The sequence below is a fragment of the Chryseobacterium sp. C-71 genome (genome assembly GCF_020911865.1).
Classification (GTDB): domain Bacteria; phylum Bacteroidota; class Bacteroidia; order Flavobacteriales; family Weeksellaceae; genus Chryseobacterium.
The window spans coordinates 1952832-1971085 of sequence record NZ_CP087131.1 but is presented as its reverse complement, the minus strand read 5'-3'; the positions used below and the strand labels follow the sequence as shown (position 1 = coordinate 1971085).

Annotated in this window: 16 protein-coding genes and 1 pseudogene; 4 read left to right on the top strand and 13 right to left on the bottom strand. The window is 32.1% G+C overall.

The window, feature by feature from the left end:
* Positions 1 to 38: 38 nt before the first annotated feature.
* Entirely contained in the window at positions 39 to 1547 is a 1509-nt protein-coding gene (gene gltX, locus LNP04_RS09015; RefSeq protein ID WP_229986155.1) for a glutamate--tRNA ligase, read from the bottom strand.
* Between the two features lie 74 nt (positions 1548 to 1621).
* A complete protein-coding gene (locus LNP04_RS09010) occupies positions 1622 to 2530 on the bottom strand; it encodes a glycosyltransferase (RefSeq protein WP_229986154.1) in 909 nt (302 codons plus the stop codon).
* 93 nt (positions 2531 to 2623) lie between these two features.
* On the opposite strand from LNP04_RS09010, the gene LNP04_RS09005 reads away from it, so the two are divergent.
* A complete protein-coding gene (locus LNP04_RS09005) occupies positions 2624 to 2968 on the top strand; it encodes a phosphomannose isomerase type II C-terminal cupin domain (RefSeq protein WP_229986153.1) in 345 nt (114 codons plus the stop codon).
* 523 nt (positions 2969 to 3491) lie between these two features.
* Positions 3492 to 3656 (top strand): annotated as a pseudogene (locus LNP04_RS09000) (IS982 family transposase); the annotation flags it as partial.
* Positions 3657 to 4022: 366 nt separating this feature from the next.
* Here LNP04_RS09000 and LNP04_RS08995 read toward each other — a convergent pair.
* The 6 genes from LNP04_RS08995 to rocD all read right to left on the bottom strand — a co-directional run bounded on the left by LNP04_RS08995 (position 4023) and on the right by rocD (position 10299).
* Positions 4023 to 5054: a glycosyltransferase gene (locus LNP04_RS08995; RefSeq protein WP_229986152.1), complete on the bottom strand. Its 1032-nt coding sequence runs from the start codon at positions 5052 to 5054 to the stop codon at positions 4023 to 4025.
* Positions 5051 to 6019 (bottom strand): lipopolysaccharide core biosynthesis protein rfaS, encoded by a 969-nt coding sequence (locus LNP04_RS08990; RefSeq protein ID WP_229986151.1) that lies wholly within the window; start codon positions 6017 to 6019, stop codon positions 5051 to 5053. Before LNP04_RS08990 ends, LNP04_RS08995 begins: the two co-directional genes overlap by 4 nt.
* A complete protein-coding gene (locus LNP04_RS08985) occupies positions 6016 to 7005 on the bottom strand; it encodes a hypothetical protein (protein WP_229986150.1) in 990 nt (329 codons plus the stop codon). The genes LNP04_RS08990 and LNP04_RS08985 overlap by 4 nt, the downstream gene beginning before the upstream one ends.
* 64 nt (positions 7006 to 7069) lie before the next feature.
* The gene (locus tag LNP04_RS08980; RefSeq protein ID WP_229986149.1) at positions 7070 to 8026 is read right to left on the bottom strand and encodes a hypothetical protein; all 957 of its coding nucleotides are present in this window, start codon (positions 8024 to 8026) and stop codon (positions 7070 to 7072) included.
* Between the two features lie 16 nt (positions 8027 to 8042).
* Entirely contained in the window at positions 8043 to 9017 is a 975-nt protein-coding gene (locus LNP04_RS08975) for a glycosyltransferase family 9 protein (RefSeq protein WP_229986148.1), read from the bottom strand.
* A 31-nt stretch (positions 9018 to 9048) separates the two neighbouring features.
* Entirely contained in the window at positions 9049 to 10299 is a 1251-nt protein-coding gene (gene rocD / locus LNP04_RS08970) for an ornithine--oxo-acid transaminase (RefSeq protein ID WP_229986147.1), read from the bottom strand.
* Between the two features lie 321 nt (positions 10300 to 10620).
* Here rocD and LNP04_RS08965 point away from each other — a divergent pair, with 321 nt between their 5' ends.
* Complete coding sequence (locus LNP04_RS08965) at positions 10621 to 12261, top strand: hypothetical protein (protein ID WP_229986146.1); 1641 nt, start codon at positions 10621 to 10623, stop codon at positions 12259 to 12261.
* Complete coding sequence (locus LNP04_RS08960; RefSeq protein WP_229986145.1) at positions 12236 to 14119, top strand: WG repeat-containing protein; 1884 nt, start codon at positions 12236 to 12238, stop codon at positions 14117 to 14119. The genes LNP04_RS08965 and LNP04_RS08960 overlap by 26 nt, the downstream gene beginning before the upstream one ends.
* Before the next feature lie 61 nt (positions 14120 to 14180).
* Here the strand turns inward: LNP04_RS08960 and accC are convergent, their stop codons facing one another.
* From accC to pdxA, 5 genes are all read right to left on the bottom strand, one after another.
* Positions 14181 to 15536 carry an acetyl-CoA carboxylase biotin carboxylase subunit gene (accC, locus tag LNP04_RS08955; protein ID WP_129535887.1) on the bottom strand — a complete coding sequence of 452 codons (1356 nt, stop codon included), beginning with the start codon at positions 15534 to 15536 and terminating at the stop codon, positions 14181 to 14183.
* 97 nt (positions 15537 to 15633) lie between these two features.
* Entirely contained in the window at positions 15634 to 16116 is a 483-nt protein-coding gene (accB, locus tag LNP04_RS08950; protein WP_229986144.1) for an acetyl-CoA carboxylase biotin carboxyl carrier protein, read from the bottom strand.
* A 124-nt stretch (positions 16117 to 16240) separates the two neighbouring features.
* Positions 16241 to 16447, bottom strand: a complete 207-nt coding sequence (gene rpmF, locus LNP04_RS08945) for a 50S ribosomal protein L32 (protein ID WP_047445089.1) — start codon at positions 16445 to 16447, stop codon at positions 16241 to 16243.
* A 68-nt stretch (positions 16448 to 16515) separates the two neighbouring features.
* Positions 16516 to 17040, bottom strand: coding sequence for a DUF177 domain-containing protein (locus tag LNP04_RS08940; protein WP_229986143.1), 525 nt, complete (start codon positions 17038 to 17040; stop codon positions 16516 to 16518).
* 83 nt (positions 17041 to 17123) lie between these two features.
* Positions 17124 to 18215 carry a 4-hydroxythreonine-4-phosphate dehydrogenase PdxA gene (gene pdxA / locus LNP04_RS08935; RefSeq protein WP_047445085.1) on the bottom strand — a complete coding sequence of 364 codons (1092 nt, stop codon included), beginning with the start codon at positions 18213 to 18215 and terminating at the stop codon, positions 17124 to 17126.
* Between the last annotated feature and the right edge of the window lie 39 nt (positions 18216 to 18254).

Here is an 18254-nt window from a genome sequence, read left to right as displayed (position 1 = left end):
AAATTAAATCTTTCAAATGTATGAAAAATTATGAAATTTTATTTAAAATTATTTACAGCATTGCTTATTCTGGCGATACTTTCTTCTTTACCAACGAGTTCCACGATATCGGGAACATCTGGGCCTTTCAATTCTCCAACTAACGCTAAACGCAGTGGCATCATGACTTTACCCATTCCTACACCCTTGTTTTCTGCAAAATCGTGTAAGTTTTGTTTAATATTTTCTGAAGTGAATGCTTCGACTCCGCTCAGCATGACAGAGAATTCAGTCAAAATATTGGATGTTTCGTCGTTCCAAGCTTTTTTCGAAGCCTTTTCATCGTAAGAAGTTGGAGCTTCAAAAAAGAATTTTCCGTTTTCGTAAATATCTTTAGGAAATGTTGCTCTTTCTTTCATCAGATGAATAATCTTCAATAATTTTTCATCTTCTATATTTAAATTTAAATCTGATTCTTTTAGAATGTTTAATAATTCTTCATCCGATTTTAATTGAATATATTGATGATTAAACCATTCTGCTTTTTCTTTATTGAATCTTGCTCCGGCCTTGTGAACTTTGTTTAAATCAAATTCTTTTGTCATTTCATCCAAAGATAAAATTTCTTTATCGTCGGCAGGAGACCAACCTAAAAGCGCAACCATATTGATGAAAGCTTCAGGAAGATAACCTTCTTCACGGTATCCTTTAGAAATATTTCCGGTTTCCGCATCTTTAAAATTTAAAGGAAATACAGGGAATCCGAATTTATCGCCGTCTCTTTTGCTTAATTTTCCTTTACCTTCAGGTTTTAAAATCAAAGAAAGGTGGGCGAATTCAGGAGCTTCCCAGCCCATTGCTTCATATAATAAAATATGCAATCCTAAAGATGGCAACCATTCTTCACCGCGGATGACGTGAGAAATTTCCATTTCGTGGTCATCAATAATGTTGGCGAAATGATACGTCGGCATTCCGTCATTTTTTACTAAAACTTTATCATCCAATGTATTGGTATTTATAGCTGTATTTCCACGGATGATATCTACTAAACCTAAAGTTCTGTCAACAGGCATTTTGAATCTTACCACATAAGGCGTCTTTTCGTCCAGCAACTTCTGAACTTCTTCTTCAGAAAGAGCAATGCTGTTTTTTAAATGGTTTCTTGTGACGTTGTTATATGAAAAAACATCACCTTTAGCTTCAAATTCAGCACGGATGGCATCTAATTCTTCTGCGGTGTCAAAAGCGATGTAAGCGTAATCTGTTTTTAAAATCTGTTCGGTGTATCTGTCGTAGATGTCTCTTCTTTCAGACTGTCTGTATGGAGCGAATTTTCCGCCTTTTTTAGGGCTTTCGTCAGGGATGATTCCACACCATTCCAAAGCTTCTTCGATATAATCTTCAGCACCTTCTACATATCTTGCAGTATCGGTATCTTCTATTCTCAATACAAATTCACCGCCTTGATTTTTAGCAAAAAGATAATCATATAACGCAGTTCTTACACCTCCCAAATGCAACGGCCCCGTAGGACTTGGTGCAAAACGGACTCTTACTTTACTCATTTCTTTGAAATTAAGGTGCAAATTTAAGCATTTCAAAAAAGTTTATGCTTAAAAGGGATGCTTTTTTAGAAAAACTATTTAATCTTTTTAAGTAAAATGTAATTTTTGTATTCTCCGATTCTTATTTTAAGCAAATCTTCCAGTGGCTGAACCAATTTGTCTTTTTTGTCCCAAACTGCCTGAGATTTATCGTGTTCAAAAACAAAATCGTGTTCGGAGATTGCCTTTGCCATTACTTTTGGATGAGTACCTAAAAATTTCCCAACTCTGTCGACCGTATGATAATTATATTCTTCTTTCGGTGTTTCGACCAATTTTTCTTCTTTATGACCGTAGTAGTACTCAAAATTATTGGCTTTCAACATCATTTTCTTTTTCGATCTCACCGAATTATAGTGGTAAACAGGAGCGTTCAGCTTCAAAACTTTTAGTTTTTCACCTCTATCACTGCCATTTTGATATCCTTCATTGGATTTAAACTTTCTGAAACCTTGTGAATCTATATAAGATCTGATTTCAGAATTGTTTTTGAAAATTCTGATTTCGTTTTTGTGTACGGCACGGCTATTTCTGATGTGATTGTAATCTCCCCAAAAATGGATGAAAGGCTGCAAGAAACCTTCTACAATAGGATTGTCGTTGTATTTTTTTATATTTTCAAGAATTTTAGGCAAATCATTTTCATGAATTACCTCGTCTGCCTGAATATGAAAAACCCAGTCTCCGTTTACATGATCTAAACCAATATTAGATTGCTGGGCGAAAATCTTACCATGAAGTTTAAGATTATCATCCCAAATGGTATCAACAATTTTGATTTTCGGACTATTCAAGTTTACAATAGCTTCACGAGTGCCATCTGTAGAATCGCCAACTACTGCGATAAATTCGTCACATATCGGTAAAACAGATTGTATAGATTCTAAAAAAGGAACTCCGTATTGGAATCCGTTTCTCACATAGCCGTAACCACTAATTTTCATTTGATTAATTTATTGCAAAATTCTTGATTTTTTTTTAATAATAGCTTATTTAATAATTTAAGTTTTTATTTTTGTGCTTAAAGATTACAAAGAATGTTAGAAATCGGAGAAAGACCTTGGGGAAAGTATTTTGTTTTGGCAGATGAGCCACACTATAAATTAAAAAGGATTGAAGTAAGTCCTGGGCAGAAATTATCTTATCAGTACCATCACAAAAGACAAGAACAATGGACAATCATCGAAGGTGATGCTACAATTGTGTTAGACGGTAAAGAAATTAAACTGTCTTACGGAGAAAGTATTTTCATTCCATTAGAAGCTAAACACCGCATCATGAATCTCTCTGAAAAACCAGTCGTTTTCATTGAAGTACAAACCGGAACTTATTTTGGAGAGGATGATATCGTGAGGTTGGAGGATGAATATGATAGAAGCTGATTACTTGTAAAGAATGTATACATTAATGCCCGTATTATTGTTTGCGTATTTCCGCTATATTACAATATTTTTAATTAAAATTTAACTCTCTATTTGGTGATATTTTTCATGTATGAATGTTGTTGTCAAAGATATGTGAATTTTATATTTGCAGCGAATTAACAAAATATTTATTTATGAAAAAACAAATTTCACTTTGCTTTAGTACATTGCTATTGCTATTCGTGACCTCATGAGGTAGAGAAGAAACTACAGATTCTATCTCAAAAAGTCTCTCAGAAAATGAACATTCTGCAGCTAAATATGCTGGTGATGATATTTATAATTTTCTAGGTCATAGTTACGATGGTGCCGGAGAATATGCAAATGCCAATTCTACGGGTTTTAAAGTTATTGATACAGAAAGATTTAAAATTGAACAAACTGCAAGATTAATCTCAGGAAATCCTTTTTCCCAAGACTATATCGAGGAATATGTGGAAAAATGCAGAATCTTATTCCAAAATGGTTTCAACGAAAGTTGGAGCTTAAGAATATTTGTCAGATAGAACATACCCGTCACAGAAGTTTTGACAACTTTGTTCTCAATATTCTCTCGGCCTTGGCAGCTTATTCATTCTTTGATAAAAAGCCATCAATCAACAACAATTGCGACATTATTGATGAAGATAGATTAATTGCGGCTTAAATCGAACTCACGTTATTTTATATCCTTAAAATTAATGTATCTAAAAAATCATTTAAAGATGTAGTTGAAATTCTAACGGCATCTTTTTTTTAATTCATTGTATCTTTAAAGGTACAATCATTACCTTTTTTTGGGATGATAATATTGTGAGACTATAGTATAAGATTTGTGTTTTGATACCTTGTAGTAAGTGCATAGTGCAAAAAATCACAGGTATAGTTTTGTAGATAAAGAAAATCTTGAGTGTCCGGGAAATGTTAATAAGATAATTGTTGCAAAAATTACATTTTTGAGTATAGAAAAAATAAATGCGTAAACAGCTAATTTTTCTTTGATTTTATTTATATTAAGAAAATGAATGAATTCTCAGCGTAGAAAATCATTCCAGATATTGAGTATATCTTTTTCTTCATTTTCAGAATTATAATTTGATTGAACAAAATCTGAGGCAAGTTTTCCCTTAAAAACCATATTATGAAGATTGTTATCAAAAGTTTTTGTAGCATTTTCAATTTTTTCTACATAATCAATAATATCACCTTCTTCTACAGATGAAGTAAATTCTGGATTGAAGTATTCTTTTCCTGCCTGACCTTTATATCCTATAACATAACATCCACAAGACATTGCTTCTACAGGCGGTAAACCAAATCCTTCTCTATGGTTGAAACTTAAGAAGATGCTACTTTTTCTAAGTATTTCAGCCACTTCATTTTCTGACTTGTTGTCAATTGGGGTAAATTCCCAATTTGAATTTGGATTTCTTAATCTAAAGATATTGATTACCTGATTAATATCGTCAGAAAGTTTTCTAGGCATAAAAGCAATTTTTCTCTCTTTTTTATCAGAATAGTAAAAAAGTTGCTCATTAATTCCTAATCTTATTCTTTTAATATTTGAATTAGGAAAAGCTTTGAGAAGATATTTTTGGGAATCATCAGAAACTGTGATTGTTCCTATTGTGTCTTTATGGTTATAGGGTAAGCCATTAAGCTTAGCATCTAGTGAAAAACCGTTGAAGGTATAATAGCAGTTTTGGTTAAAAATAACTTTTTTACTAAAAGGCTCAATTAAATTAATATTACTATAAATTTCAGGAAATACAAGAATTGAATTCTCATCAATAGTAAAGCTAATTTTTTTTAAATAAGCTAATTTTATCTTTTTGCTGAAACTTAGTTTTTCTCTATTTAAATATTTTAAGAGTTTAAATATGTACGGATTATGAATAATTTTAGTATTATTACGAAACCACGTCTCACTTTTTTTTTTCTTATGCAAAACAAATGCCTCGTATCCATTTTTATTTAAAACATCAACCATTCTATAAATTTGTTTCACTCCTCCTATAGGAGTAGAATTTGAAGGGCATACAAAGTAAATTTTTCTCGTTGTCATAAATCTAAAATATTATTTATCCAATTTTCGAAAGAATATTTTTGAAGTATCTTAGCTGGTAGCTCTTTATATGGTGTTGTAAAAAATTCAAGTGGTATATTTATATCATCAATATTTTCTATAACAAAAATATTTTCAGGATCATAAAAGTCATAATTTTTAATGTTTTTATTAGTTGTGATAAGCTTTCTTCTACAACCAATAGCTTCAAAAGGTCTAAAAGATAAACCAGATTGATTCTCATGTGCTAGATCTAAAAAAAAATTACCTTTTTCATTAATTTTGTACGATTCTTTAAAGGGTATGATTTTTTCGAGCTTGGTTATATTTTCTTGAAATTCATCTTTAATAATAAAATCTCTATGATGATAAATAAATGAATGAATGTTGATATTGTCTTTTTTGAGAGCCTGAGTAATACGTAATAAATCATTAAAACGTTTGTCAAACGTACCAAGAAAAATAACATCAAACATAGGATTATTATTGTAAAGTTTCTCGTTGAAATAAAAATTATTAATTTTTTTTAATCCAAATTCTTTACAGTTTTCTGCATCAAAGCTGTATTTAATATCATAATGTTTTAATGATTCTTTTTGTCCTTGTATTTTTTCTAAACTGTCCCAAAGCACTACAATTTTTTTTCCTCCCTTATTGTTTAGCAAGTTATAAATTTCTGCATCCAAGATATCCGGTCTGTTGACAAGGATTATATCATATAAGTCATGAGTATTTATTTCAGAAATAAATTTCCTACGCTTTTGTGTTTTTTTTAAATTTTTATTTAAAAAAGTTTTTGAAAAGAAGTTTTTTAATCTTTCACCAAAGTTTCTGTAAATATATCTTTTTGTTGACACGCTTAATGCCATTGTAATTTCGTAGTCAGAATACTCATTCAAACCATACAAAATTACCTCATCAAATCCATAATAATCAGGCGCAATAAAAAGCAATTTCTTTTTCATTTCGAGAGTACAGTTGTAATCCAATTAGTAAAGCTATATTTCTGATATATCTCATCAGCTAAATCTTCATAAGAATTGCTGACAAAATGATCAATCCCTTCCAAATTATTATTTTCTATCACAAATATATTTTTAGAATTGTAAAAATCAAACTTTTTTACTAAAATATTGTTAGTTATTAATTTTTTTCTAAATCCTATACTTTCAAACACTCTCATTGAAAGTCCGTTATGTATTTCATTAGTAAAATCAATTATAATTTTAGACTGAGATGAATTAATTAGGTTAGTTTTAAACGATATCGGCTTATCAATTATCGTTATCAAATCTGGGTTAAGATTTTTAAATTTGTGTGAATATCCTATGCTTAAGTTTATAGATAATTTCTGTCCCAATTCATGCAGTTTTTTTGATAAGTTGAGCAGAAGATTGATTCTGTCATTCATAAAAGAACCTACGAAATAAGCGTCTATAGTATTGTTTTTGGGATTAATATCGTCAAAATAAAAATTGGTAATAGGTAAAACATTTTCACTCTTATTAAGATCGTCTTCATCGAAAACAAAAAACCTGTCAAAAAAATCAATTTTTTTATAGACAGAGGGAAATCTGTCTAAACCATCCCATTGGTAAGCGCACATTACATTTGACTTACTTTTTAAACTTTGGAGTAGATGGTTACTGAATAAATCTGGACGTATAACCAACACATAGTCATATTTTGTGATTAATTCCTTATTGATTAAATCAATTTGTTTTTGAGTTCTAAATTCTATTTTCTTCTCTCTTTTATAAGACTTCGTTTTAGTGAAGATTTTTTTTATGATATGAATTACTTGATTCTTAATTCCTATACTGACATTTATGTCATCTGGAATAGCAATCGTATCAAATCCTATAGCTTCGAGGTTTTCTTTGAATCTATACAATAACCCGTAATGATTAGGAGCCGCAATAATTATTGATTTACCTTTGAATTCATACATACATCAAATATTCTATCATTAGCCAAAAGGCTTTGTGTTTAGCAATTTTCAAAATTACAATTTTTTACTCAACCAACTCATCAACCCAGTTTTCAATAAGATATTTACCCAAAATATTTTCCGGAATATCAACATAAGCAGTTTCAAAAAAAACTTCCGGAATTGTCATATCATCTACATTTTCAATCACAAATATATTTTCTGGATTGTAAAAATCATAGTTGACAATATCTTTATTCGTAGTAATCAGTTTTTTCTTTAATCCTAAGCTTTCAAAAACTCTGAAACTTAATCCTTCCTGTCCATTTCTGCTTACGTCGAGCATGATTTGAGCTTCTTTCAAAAATTGATTGTTTTCTTCGATAGACAATGTTTTTTTTGAAAATTCGATGTATGGTTCTTCGTTTTCTCTTGATGTAAAAATAATGATTTTACTTTTTATTTTCATATCATATAACGCTTTTGCTATTTTTTTAATAACAGGAAATCGATTGTCAAATGAACTGATATTGAAAACTTTATACTTGTAATTTTCAGATACGCTATTGGTTTTTTTATAAATGAAATTAGTTTTAAATCTCAGATTATACTTTTTGCAATCCTTTTTTTCAAAAGAGAAAACTTTATCAAAAAGGGAAAGAATATTTTTCGTCTTTGGATATCTGTTAATAGAATCACTGATAATCAATACCGACTGACGAGATTTTTTATTAACGGTTTCTATCGTTTTTTTAGATAAAAAATCAGCTTTTATGTAAATACTGGTGTCAATAGATTTGATGTTTTTAATCTGATCTAATATAACTTTATTATAATGAATGTGTTTTAGATTTGATATTCCTAAATTTTTCGTGAAAAAATTAAGAGATTTATGATAAAAACTCGGATATTTATACCTGAAACTGTGAAAGTTAATATGCTTTACGTCATAATTTTTTTCTTCCAAAGCATTGGCAATATATTGGTTAAATCCCCAATTGTCATACGTTATGAGCAATATGATTTTTTTTTCTTCTTCCATTCTATAATTTCAGTTGTTACACAATCGTTTGATCCAAAAACTCTTCTAAATCGGTTTTTAAAAATGATGGCTTAAAATCCGAATAGTTTTTAGAATTCTTTACGAAATCATTGATATGCAAAAATTTATCCACTTCCGGTTTGCTTGTCCATGCCCAATCGGATTTACGGATGTGTGGCGAAAAAATAGTAAAAGTAGGAATGTCGAGAGATTTGCTCACATTAGTTGCTCCACCTTCGTTACCGATCAAACATTTGCATAAACTTGTAACAGCAGCAAACTCACGAAGATTTTTAGTGTCAAAATTCTTAATAATTGAACTCTTAGCTCTATCAGAAAGTTGAGAATATAATGTTCCAAAAAGTTTTTTCTGAGAAGGGAGATAATTGCACAATATTTTTGCGTTGGATTTGTAACCAGTAATATATTCAAGCAATTCTACCATATATTCAATCGGATAAGTTTTCTCTTCAGAACTTCCGAAAGTGCTTATCATGATGAGATTATCTGTTGATGATAATCCGTTTTCATCTAAAATTTGCTGTGCGTTTTTAAGCTCATCTTCCTGTATATAAACTTTAGGGAAAACTTCCTGAAATTGAATTCCCAACGGTTCCAACATCTGCAAACGATGCTCAATTCCTAAAGTCGTATTTTTTGATTTTACTTTTGTTGATCTTTTTACTGGGTAATTGTAGAAAAACTGAGTATATTTTTTGAAGAAACCAATTCTTGTTTTAGCTCCCGAAAAAAAAGTGATAATTGCAGTTTCTATTTTTGAATAAAGGTCGATTACCAAATCAAATTTGTATTGCTTTATCTCAGACAGAGTTTTTGTACTATCATTACTAAAAAACAAAAAATGATCGATATTTGGATTACCAATCAGGATTTGAGAATGTTTTTCTTCCAAAAGAAAACTGATTTCAGATTTTGGATATTTATTTTTCAGTAAAGACAGTATTGTACTCGTCACGAGTACATCACCCATGAATTTTTTTTGGATGATCAAAATCTTCATATTATTTCCCAAACTCCAAAACTGTTTTTTCGATAATCTTCACACAGTCCAATAATTGCTCTTCTGTAATCACCAATGGTGGAGCTAGTCTTATAATGTTTCCGTGGGTTGGTTTTGCCAATAATCCGTTTTCTTTTAATTGTAAACAAAGATTCCAGGCAGTTGAACTCTCTGGTGTATCGTTGATTAAAATGGCATTTAACAAACCTTTTCCTCTTACTTTGGTAATCAAATCAGATTTCTCAATCACTTTTTCAATTTCAGATCTGAATAATTGACCCATTTCTTCCGCTCTTTCCGAAAGTTTTTCTTCTTCTACAAGATCTAAAGCGGCAATGGCAACTGCACAAGCGATTGGATTTCCTCCGAAAGTAGAACCGTGCTGCCCTGGTTTGATAACATTCATGATTTCGTCGTTCGCCAAAACTGCAGAAACAGGATACATTCCTCCTGAAAGAGCTTTGCCTAAAATCAAAATATCGGGTTGCACATTTTCGTGATGACAGGCAATCAATTTACCTGTTCTTGCAATTCCGGTTTGAACTTCGTCTGCGATGAAAAGAACGTTATATTTTTTACAAAGCTCAGAAGCATCTTTCAAGAAGTTTTCGTCCGGAACGTAAACTCCGGCTTCTCCCTGAATTGGCTCAACTAAAAATGCTGCAATATTTGATGCCTCATTTTTCAGGACTTCTTCTAAAGCTGCAAGGTCATTGTACGGAATTTTTACGAATCCCGGTGTGAAAGGACCATAGTTTTTGTTTGCATCGGGATCATTTGAGAAAGAAACGATTGTCGTGGTTCTTCCGTGAAAATTATTTTCACAAACAACAATTTTGGCAGCGTTTTCTGCAATTCCTTTTACTTCGTAACTCCATTTTCTTGCTAATTTCACCGCAGTTTCCACCGCTTCAGCTCCGGAATTCATAGGTAAAACTTTATCAAATCCGAAAAGGGTAGTGATTTTTTTCTCGTATTCTCCTAAACTTGAATTGTAAAATGCTCTTGATGTTAAAGCCAATTTCTTAGCTTGATTAACTAAAGCTTCCACAATTTTCGGGTGAGAATGTCCTTGATTAACAGCTGAATATGCTGAAAGAAAATCATAATATTTTTTACCTTCAACGTCCCAAACAAATACGCCTTCACCTTTATCTAAAACCACAGGAAGCGGATGGTAGTTATGTGCGCCATGTTTTTTTTCGAGCTCGATGAAGTATTGTGAATTTTTTGTTTGTTCTGCTGTTGACATATTCTTTTTGCTTTTTTACAAAGTTAAGAATTCCTAATTAAACATTGCGACAGAAGAATAACATTGAATTTTGACGGATTATAGAAGGATAACATATTAGAAACTCTTAAATTAGGAATGTTTTTTTAATTTTTGACCACCCGCAGTTTTTATATCTTTTGTCAGCATTCAAAACGCAAAATTTTATTTTAGTAAAAATCGTAACGTTTTGTTTATTGTTATGTTTTTGTAAAATATGCCCTCAAGAAAGCAGTAATCTGAAGCTTAAAAAACTTGTTAGAAAAAAATGTAATTTTGTGAGAATACGTTTAAAATCAAATGATGAAAAATAAAAAATATTCAATACAAATCTGTATATATCTATTTCTTTTTTTTATCTGGCTTCCTTTTAAAAGTCAGGATCAATTATATTACAACCCGGCTACATCAGGATCTAGTATTGCTGAGTTTTATAAAATTAACGCTGATAGTTCTATTTCATACACCAGATATTCCTACGGAAAGGGTAAGGAAGAGATAAGTACGGGTAAAAACAGAAATGCAGATAAGGAAAACTGGAAGAAGTTTTTAAGCAGTGGGAAACTTACCTCCTCAATAAAGACTGCTACACCGGAGGATTTTAAAAAAGAGATGATGCTAAAAAGGTTTTCAGTAAAAAGATATGGTGAAACTACGCCTTTATATTTTTACGGAAACGCTGTTTTGCACGGATTACCGAATGCTGATCGCAATATGAGACTTGTTTATTCAACTGGTTCTTACCGGGAGAACGCCAATAATCTTATTAACAAATTTGAATTAAAAGAAATACATGGAGTCTGTTTTTTTATTTATCAGCAACACATCTATTTGCTGGAAAAAGAAAATTTGCTGAAAAAGATTTTTTATGACGGAGAAGTAGTTACCGAAGATAAAAAAAATGTGGGCAATTTTGTAATGGCCTCCCAGCTGGAAGTGGTAGAGATGGGTGAAAAGTATGGCGTGCACGATCGACTCGGTAACGTAATTCTTCCTGTAGAATATCAGAATGTTATGATCTGTGCAGACGCCATTTTGGCAAAGAAAAATAATCTTTGGTATTTCTGTGATTTCTTTGGAGTGTTGCTTTCAAAAAAAGGATACAGAAAAATCTTACCCCTTTCTGTGGTAGATCTGGAAGTTGTGCAGGATCAAACTATTCAGAAAAATGGTGGGTTGCTGAAATATGTTGTTTTGGATGGTAAAAATCTTAAAACTATAGATGATATTTATGCTGGTCATCCGAAATCCAATTTTGCGTATCAGCACGGCGAATATTCTGTCTGCGGTACAAGGTCGGGTTCATACAGCTCGCAATCTCTTAATCTGCAGCTGAATGATAATGTCTTTACTGTTAAAGAGAAAACATACTTCCAAAATTATCCATATACAGACTTGGGAAATTCTGAACGCAATTTTGAAACCGAAAAAATTCAGAGGATGAAAGTAGATCTTGATTTTGGTAAGATAGAGTTTCTGCAGAAAGAAGATGAATTTTCTACCTATGGTTATTCCAATAATCGATGGGTAATGTTACTGAAACGCACATATCAGGGAAAAGAGTTTCTCTATCCAGTATCTTTTAATAAAGAAATACCGGATTACTATTCATTTAGTAAACCTTATTTTGAGCCTCACGCGTTTGATAAGATTGAAGTGAAAAAAGTTAACACAAATTTGCTTCCTTTTCAAGGGGATTATAATTACTATAATTTAAACTATGAAGACCTGATGATTAATAATAATTTTAAATCAGATGCGTATTTTAAAGTAACAGATAATGGAAAATTTGCTTTTTATTCGCCTTTAAGCAGATTTATGAATAATCTCGAAGTAAAATATACCTCGTTGGGAGATTTAGAAAACAGATTCATGCGGTTTTCCGATTGTAAAGGAAAAACAGGCTGGATCAGTGAAGATGGAGAAGAGTTTTATGACCTGTAACTTCTATTATGTAATGAAATCACTGCTTTTCCTACTTGTCTTTTTAGTTTCTGAACGTTTTTTTTCGCAGAGGAATTATGACGAAGATTCTCTGAGAAATGCTGAAAGAAACAGATTTATTTTTGAAAAAAATAAAAAATATGGTGTATTAGATGGAGCTGGTAAAAAACTTACTAAGCCGCTTTATAATAATATAAGTTTTGTTTACAACAATCTATTTATAGCTACAAAAGATACCTTGAAAGGTGTTCTGAATAAAAAAGGACAGTTTATTTTACCCTTAGTTTATAAGGATATTGACACTAATATTGGTTATTTAACAGACTCAAAAACTTTTTTCGCAGCAGATTTTAATGATGAGGGTTTTATCTACAATAAAAAGGGAGAAAAGATTTCTAATTTGAAATTTAGTTTAGGAAAACTTAGCAGTAGCAGAGGAAATCATTTAGCTGAAATGATTCTCATCAATAAAGAAGGTTATCGGCAGCGAAAGCTGGTTAAAGTTCTTGATGAAAGTGCTTCAGTAATAGAAATTCCAGGTTATGAAAATGAAAAGCTTACAGGTATATTTGTAAATTTTGAAGGTTTCGACAAAGAAAATGTTTCTGCAAGAGACTTTGTAAGAAACAATCGTTCTGTTATTTCTTTTTATAAAAATCATTCTCACGTAGGATTATTTAATATACATACCAATAAAGTGATCCCGGCGATTTATCAAGGGTTGAAATATGATTCTTTTTCTAAAAGAATCTACTTGTTGAAAGATAAATTTTACAGTTTTTCTGTGGATGGCCATCTCGAAAATCCAATTGAAAATAATGATAAAATAATAAAAATTCATTCGGATAATTTTTTCTGTATCAACGGAAAAAATAATATGATTATAAAGCGAAATGGTATTGAAGTTCCTTTTTCTTACCCAAAATTAGAAGAATATCACGATGAGTCAAGAGTTCATTATAATCAGATTTCTTATCAAGATCATTTGTATTATAGAAATTTGTTCAAATATTATCTTAACAGTGACGATAAAAAGCATGGGCTCATCAATTTTCAGGGAAAAATATTAACAAAAGCTGAATATGATGAAATTACTCTGCTTTTTTATAGTGACGACTCAAATTATGATGCTGTTGAGAACAATAAGTTTTATGAGGAGAACAAAATTGATATTGTCTCAGTAGCACAAAATATTCTATCTGATGGGTCAAAAAAAATTGATGTCATTAACAGAAAAGGAAATGCTATTGTGACTCTTAATCTTCCTAAAAATCTTTTTTTATATTTATCAGGAGTTAAACTTAGTCACTTTACGAAAAATGGCAACCTGTTTCTTGAATCTTATTCCAAAAGTGATAAAGGACATTCTGTAGATAAGTTTTATATGTTTAACTTTTACACCGGAAAACTGATAATTGAAACAGATAAAGCTCCAATTTCTGAGGTCTCAAATGTTGGATACAAAACTGTTTTTCATGACACGGATAAGAAAGTTAAAATAATTACCGTGTACAATCTCAAGGCTGAAAAAATAGGGATCTATACTTTAAAAAACGACTGGCAAAATAATGACTACGAAAATGATTTCGACGGAGTTTTCCCATATAAAGAAAACGGAAAAGAAGGTCTTAAAAACTTTAGTAATGAAATAATCGTTAAAGCAGTTTACGATAAAATTAAAGCTGTTGGTAATGAGTTCTATATTGTGATTAAAGACAATAAATACGGCGTTCTTAATAATAAAGGTAGTTTGCTTGTAAATGAAAAGTCGGAGGAAATTGTTTATGATTTTTATACCAAATGTTTTAAAGATGTAGTAACTTGGAAGTCTTATTTCTGTTTGGATAACAAAAAGTAAAGTTTCAAATTAGATATTCTGAAAAAAATAAATCGGCTTCAAGTTGAAGCCGATTTTTATCTTAATGATTATCATATTTCTTGTCCATTACAAAACTCTCCATGAATTTTGTCGTGTAGTTTCCGGAAAGATAAGCTTCATCTTCCATCAACTGTCTGTGGAAAGGAATAGTTGTTTTCACACCTTCAATATAGAACTCTTCTAAAGCACGCTTCATTTTTGCAATTGCTTCTTCACGGGTTTGTGCCGTAGTAATAAGCTTTGCAATCATTGAATCGTAGTTAGAAGGAATGGTGTAACCTGAATAAACGTGAGTGTCAACTCTGATTCCGTGTCCGCCAGGAATGTTTAATCCTGTGATTTTTCCCGGTGACGGTCTGAAATCAGCGTAAGGATCTTCCGCATTAATTCTACACTCGATGGAGTGTAATTTCGGATAATGGTTAATTCCTGAAATAGGAGTTCCTGCAGCCAAAAGAATTTGTTCTCTGATCAAATCATAATCAATCACTTGCTCAGTAATTGGGTGCTCAACCTGAATTCTCGTATTCATTTCCATGAAATAGAAATTTCTGTGCTTATCAACAAGGAATTCAATCGTTCCTACACCTTCGTAACCGATGAATTCTGCTGCTTTCACTGCTGCTTCACCCATTTTCTCACGAAGCTCGTCAGTCATGAATGGAGAAGGAGTTTCTTCCGTTAATTTCTGGTTTCTTCTTTGTACAGAACAGTCTCTTTCAGAAAGGTGACAAGCTTTACCAAATTGGTCACCTGCAACCTGAATCTCGATATGTCTTGGCTCTTCAATCAGTTTTTCCATGTACATACCTCCGTTTCCGAAGGCTGCAACAGCTTCCTGAATGGCAGATTCCCAGTGCTCTTTAAGGTCTTCGGCTTTCCAAACAGCTCTCATTCCTTTACCACCACCACCGGCAGTAGCTTTGATCATGACAGGATAACCTGTTTCTTCAGCTGTTTTTACTGCGTGCTCGTAAGATTCAATTAAACCTTCAGAACCTGGTACGCAAGGTACGTTAGCCGCTTTCATGGTCGCTTTAGCATTCGCTTTGTCTCCCATTCTCTCGATTTGCTCAGGACTCGCACCAATAAATTTGATGCCGTTTTTCTGACAGATTCTTGAGAAATTGGCATTTTCAGATAAGAAACCGTAACCAGGGTGAATGGCGTCTGCATTGGTAATCTCAGCAGCAGCAATAATGTTAGGGATTTTTAGGTAAGAGTCTTTACTCATTGCAGGACCAATACAAACTGCCTCGTCAGCAAATCTTACGTGAAGACTGTCTTTGTCGGCAGTAGAGTATACCGCAACGGTTTTGATTCCCATTTCTTTACAAGTACGTAAAATACGCATTGCAATTTCGCCACGATTGGCAATTAATATTTTTTTGAACATCTTTTTCAATTTGAAAATTAGATAATTTGAAAATTAGATAATGTTATTTTAATGTAGAATTTAATCTAACATCTAATGTCTAACATCTAACTTCTACTTAAGATGGATCTACTAAGAATAATGGTTGGTCATATTCTACAGGTGTAGCGTCGTCAACTAAAATTTTAACGATTTTACCGCTTACTTCAGACTCGATTTGGTTGAATAACTTCATTGCTTCGATTACACAAACTACTTTTCCGTTTGATACTTCATCACCTACATTTACAAAAACGTCTTTATCTGGAGAAGGTTTTCTGTAGAAAGTTCCGATCATTGGAGATTTAATTGTTACATATTTACTATCATCAGATACCGCTTCAGCTTTTTCTGTAGATCCGGAAACAGCAGCTGGTGCGTGACCAGGAGCTACTTGTTGAGGAGCCTGCTGATACATTTGCGGTTGCGCAACGTAGCTTACCTCATTGCCTCCCAGCGGAGTTTTAATAGTAATTTCGAAATCTTTGGTCTTGTACTTCACCTCAGAAACTTCAGCTTTAGATACAAACTTGATAAGATTCTGTATGTCTTTAATGTCCATAAAATTGATATTTGATTTGTCGTCAAAGATACCAAAAAAACACAAAAAGCAACAAAAAACCACTCATTTTTATTAAAATTGAGTGGTTTTTGTATTAAATAGGGCTTTTTAAGGTAAAAAGCTCTTAGTTTTCTTCTGTAGTAGTTTCTACTGTTTTTTCTAATACTACTTTTCCTCTGTAGTATAATTTTCCTTCATGCCAGTGTGCTCTGTGGTATAAATGCATTTCTCCTGTAGTTGCATCTTTTGCCAATTGAGGAACTACTGCTTTGTAATGAGTTCTTCTCTTATCTCTTCTTGTAGACGACTGTCTTCTCTTTGGATGTGCCATTTTGTAATAACTTTTTTAATTTGATGAGCGATGAGATCTTTCATCATCTCATCATATTATTATTATTTTTAATTTTTATCTTTTAATTTCTTCAAAGCTTCCCATCTAGGGTCAACTTCTTCTTCTTCTTTTTCCTCAATTTCTTTCGGGCTGAATTTATCAAGAATTGCCAAATCTTCATCACTTATGTTCGGTGATACTTTCTTCATAGGTATTGATAGTGCCACATTTTCATAAATTAAATGTGCTACGTTGAAGGCGTGATCATTTGCAAGGATTGTTACTACATCTTCCTCACTGTCGTCATATTCTTCTCCGAATTTTACTAAAATACCGATTTGGTTTTCAATGTCGTGGTCAAAACTGTCGTTTGTAATATCACAAACCAATTCTACTGTTCCATTTACTTTTACTTCAAATTCTAAAAACGTAGTATGTTTATTTAAAAATACTTCTACATCGATTTTAGGATTTGTAAATTCCTGTTCAGTGTCGAATAATTGAAAGAACTCTTTATCTATCTCAAACCTGAACTCGTGCTTACCGATTTTCAGTCCGGAAAAGCTTATATCGTAGTTTCTTAACTTGTCCATAAAATGAGTGTGCAAAAATATGCATTTATTTTAATATTACAAATAAAATAGGTAACAAAATTAATTTTAATTAAGTCAACGTTTTACATTTCGCTTTCTACAGGAAGATCTTCATCAATTCCGTTGTCTGAAGGCATTCTTCTTGGCTGAAGTCTGTTGGCCATCATTTCTTTATAATCGCTTCTGTTTTTAAAAATCTTAATTGCCATGAAAATTGCTTCCATAAAACTTTGTTCATCGGCTATGTTTTTCCCTGCAATATCATACGCAACGCCATGATCTGGTGAAGTTCTGATAAATGGAAGTCCTGCGGTGTAATTTACGCCTTCTTCGTAAGCTAAAGTTTTAAATGGTGCTAAGCCTTGATCGTGATACATCGCTAAAACGGCGTCAAAACTTTGATATTTGCTCGGTTGGAAGAAGCTGTCAGCAGGAAAAGGCCCGAAAGCCAAGATTCCCTGATCTGAAAGTTCTTTAATGGCTGGCGAAATGATTTCAATTTCTTCATTTCCGATGACGCCACCATCTCCAGAGTGTGGATTTAAACCTAAAACCGCAATTTTTGGTTTAGATATAGAAAAATCTTCAATCAAAGTTTGGTTTAATGCCTTAATCTGTTTCTTGATTTTTTCTTTTGAAATATTTTCGGCAACCTGAGAAATCGGAATGTGATGCGTAGAAACGGCTACTTTCAAACCATCTGTTACCAAAAACATCAGTCCTTTTTTGTTGAATTTTTCTTCAAAATAACCGGTATGACCTGCGTGTTTAAAGCCCATCTTCATCATTTCGTCTTTGTTGATTGGTGCAGTGACTAAAACATCAATTTCGCCTTTCATCAAAGCTTCAGTTGCAGCTTCCAAAGAATCAATAGCCATTTTGGTAGATTCTTCTGATGGTTTCCCTAGTTCTACATTAGAATTATCTTTCACCAAATTAAGCATATTCAGCTTTCCGTTTTGAGCCTGTGAAGTTTCTGTGATATAGTTGAAATTTAAATTGAGCTTAAAAATATTCTTCTGGTAAGTGAATAATTTCCCTGAGCCGAAAATAATTGGGGTAAAAAAGTCGGTAATGGTTTTGTCTTTCAGAGATTTCATGATGATTTCCGGGCCAATGCCGTTGAAGTCACCAATTGAAATTCCTACTCGTACTTTATGGTTTTTTGGGCTCATTTTGATTATCTTTGAAGATTATAATTTTACAAATTTAGC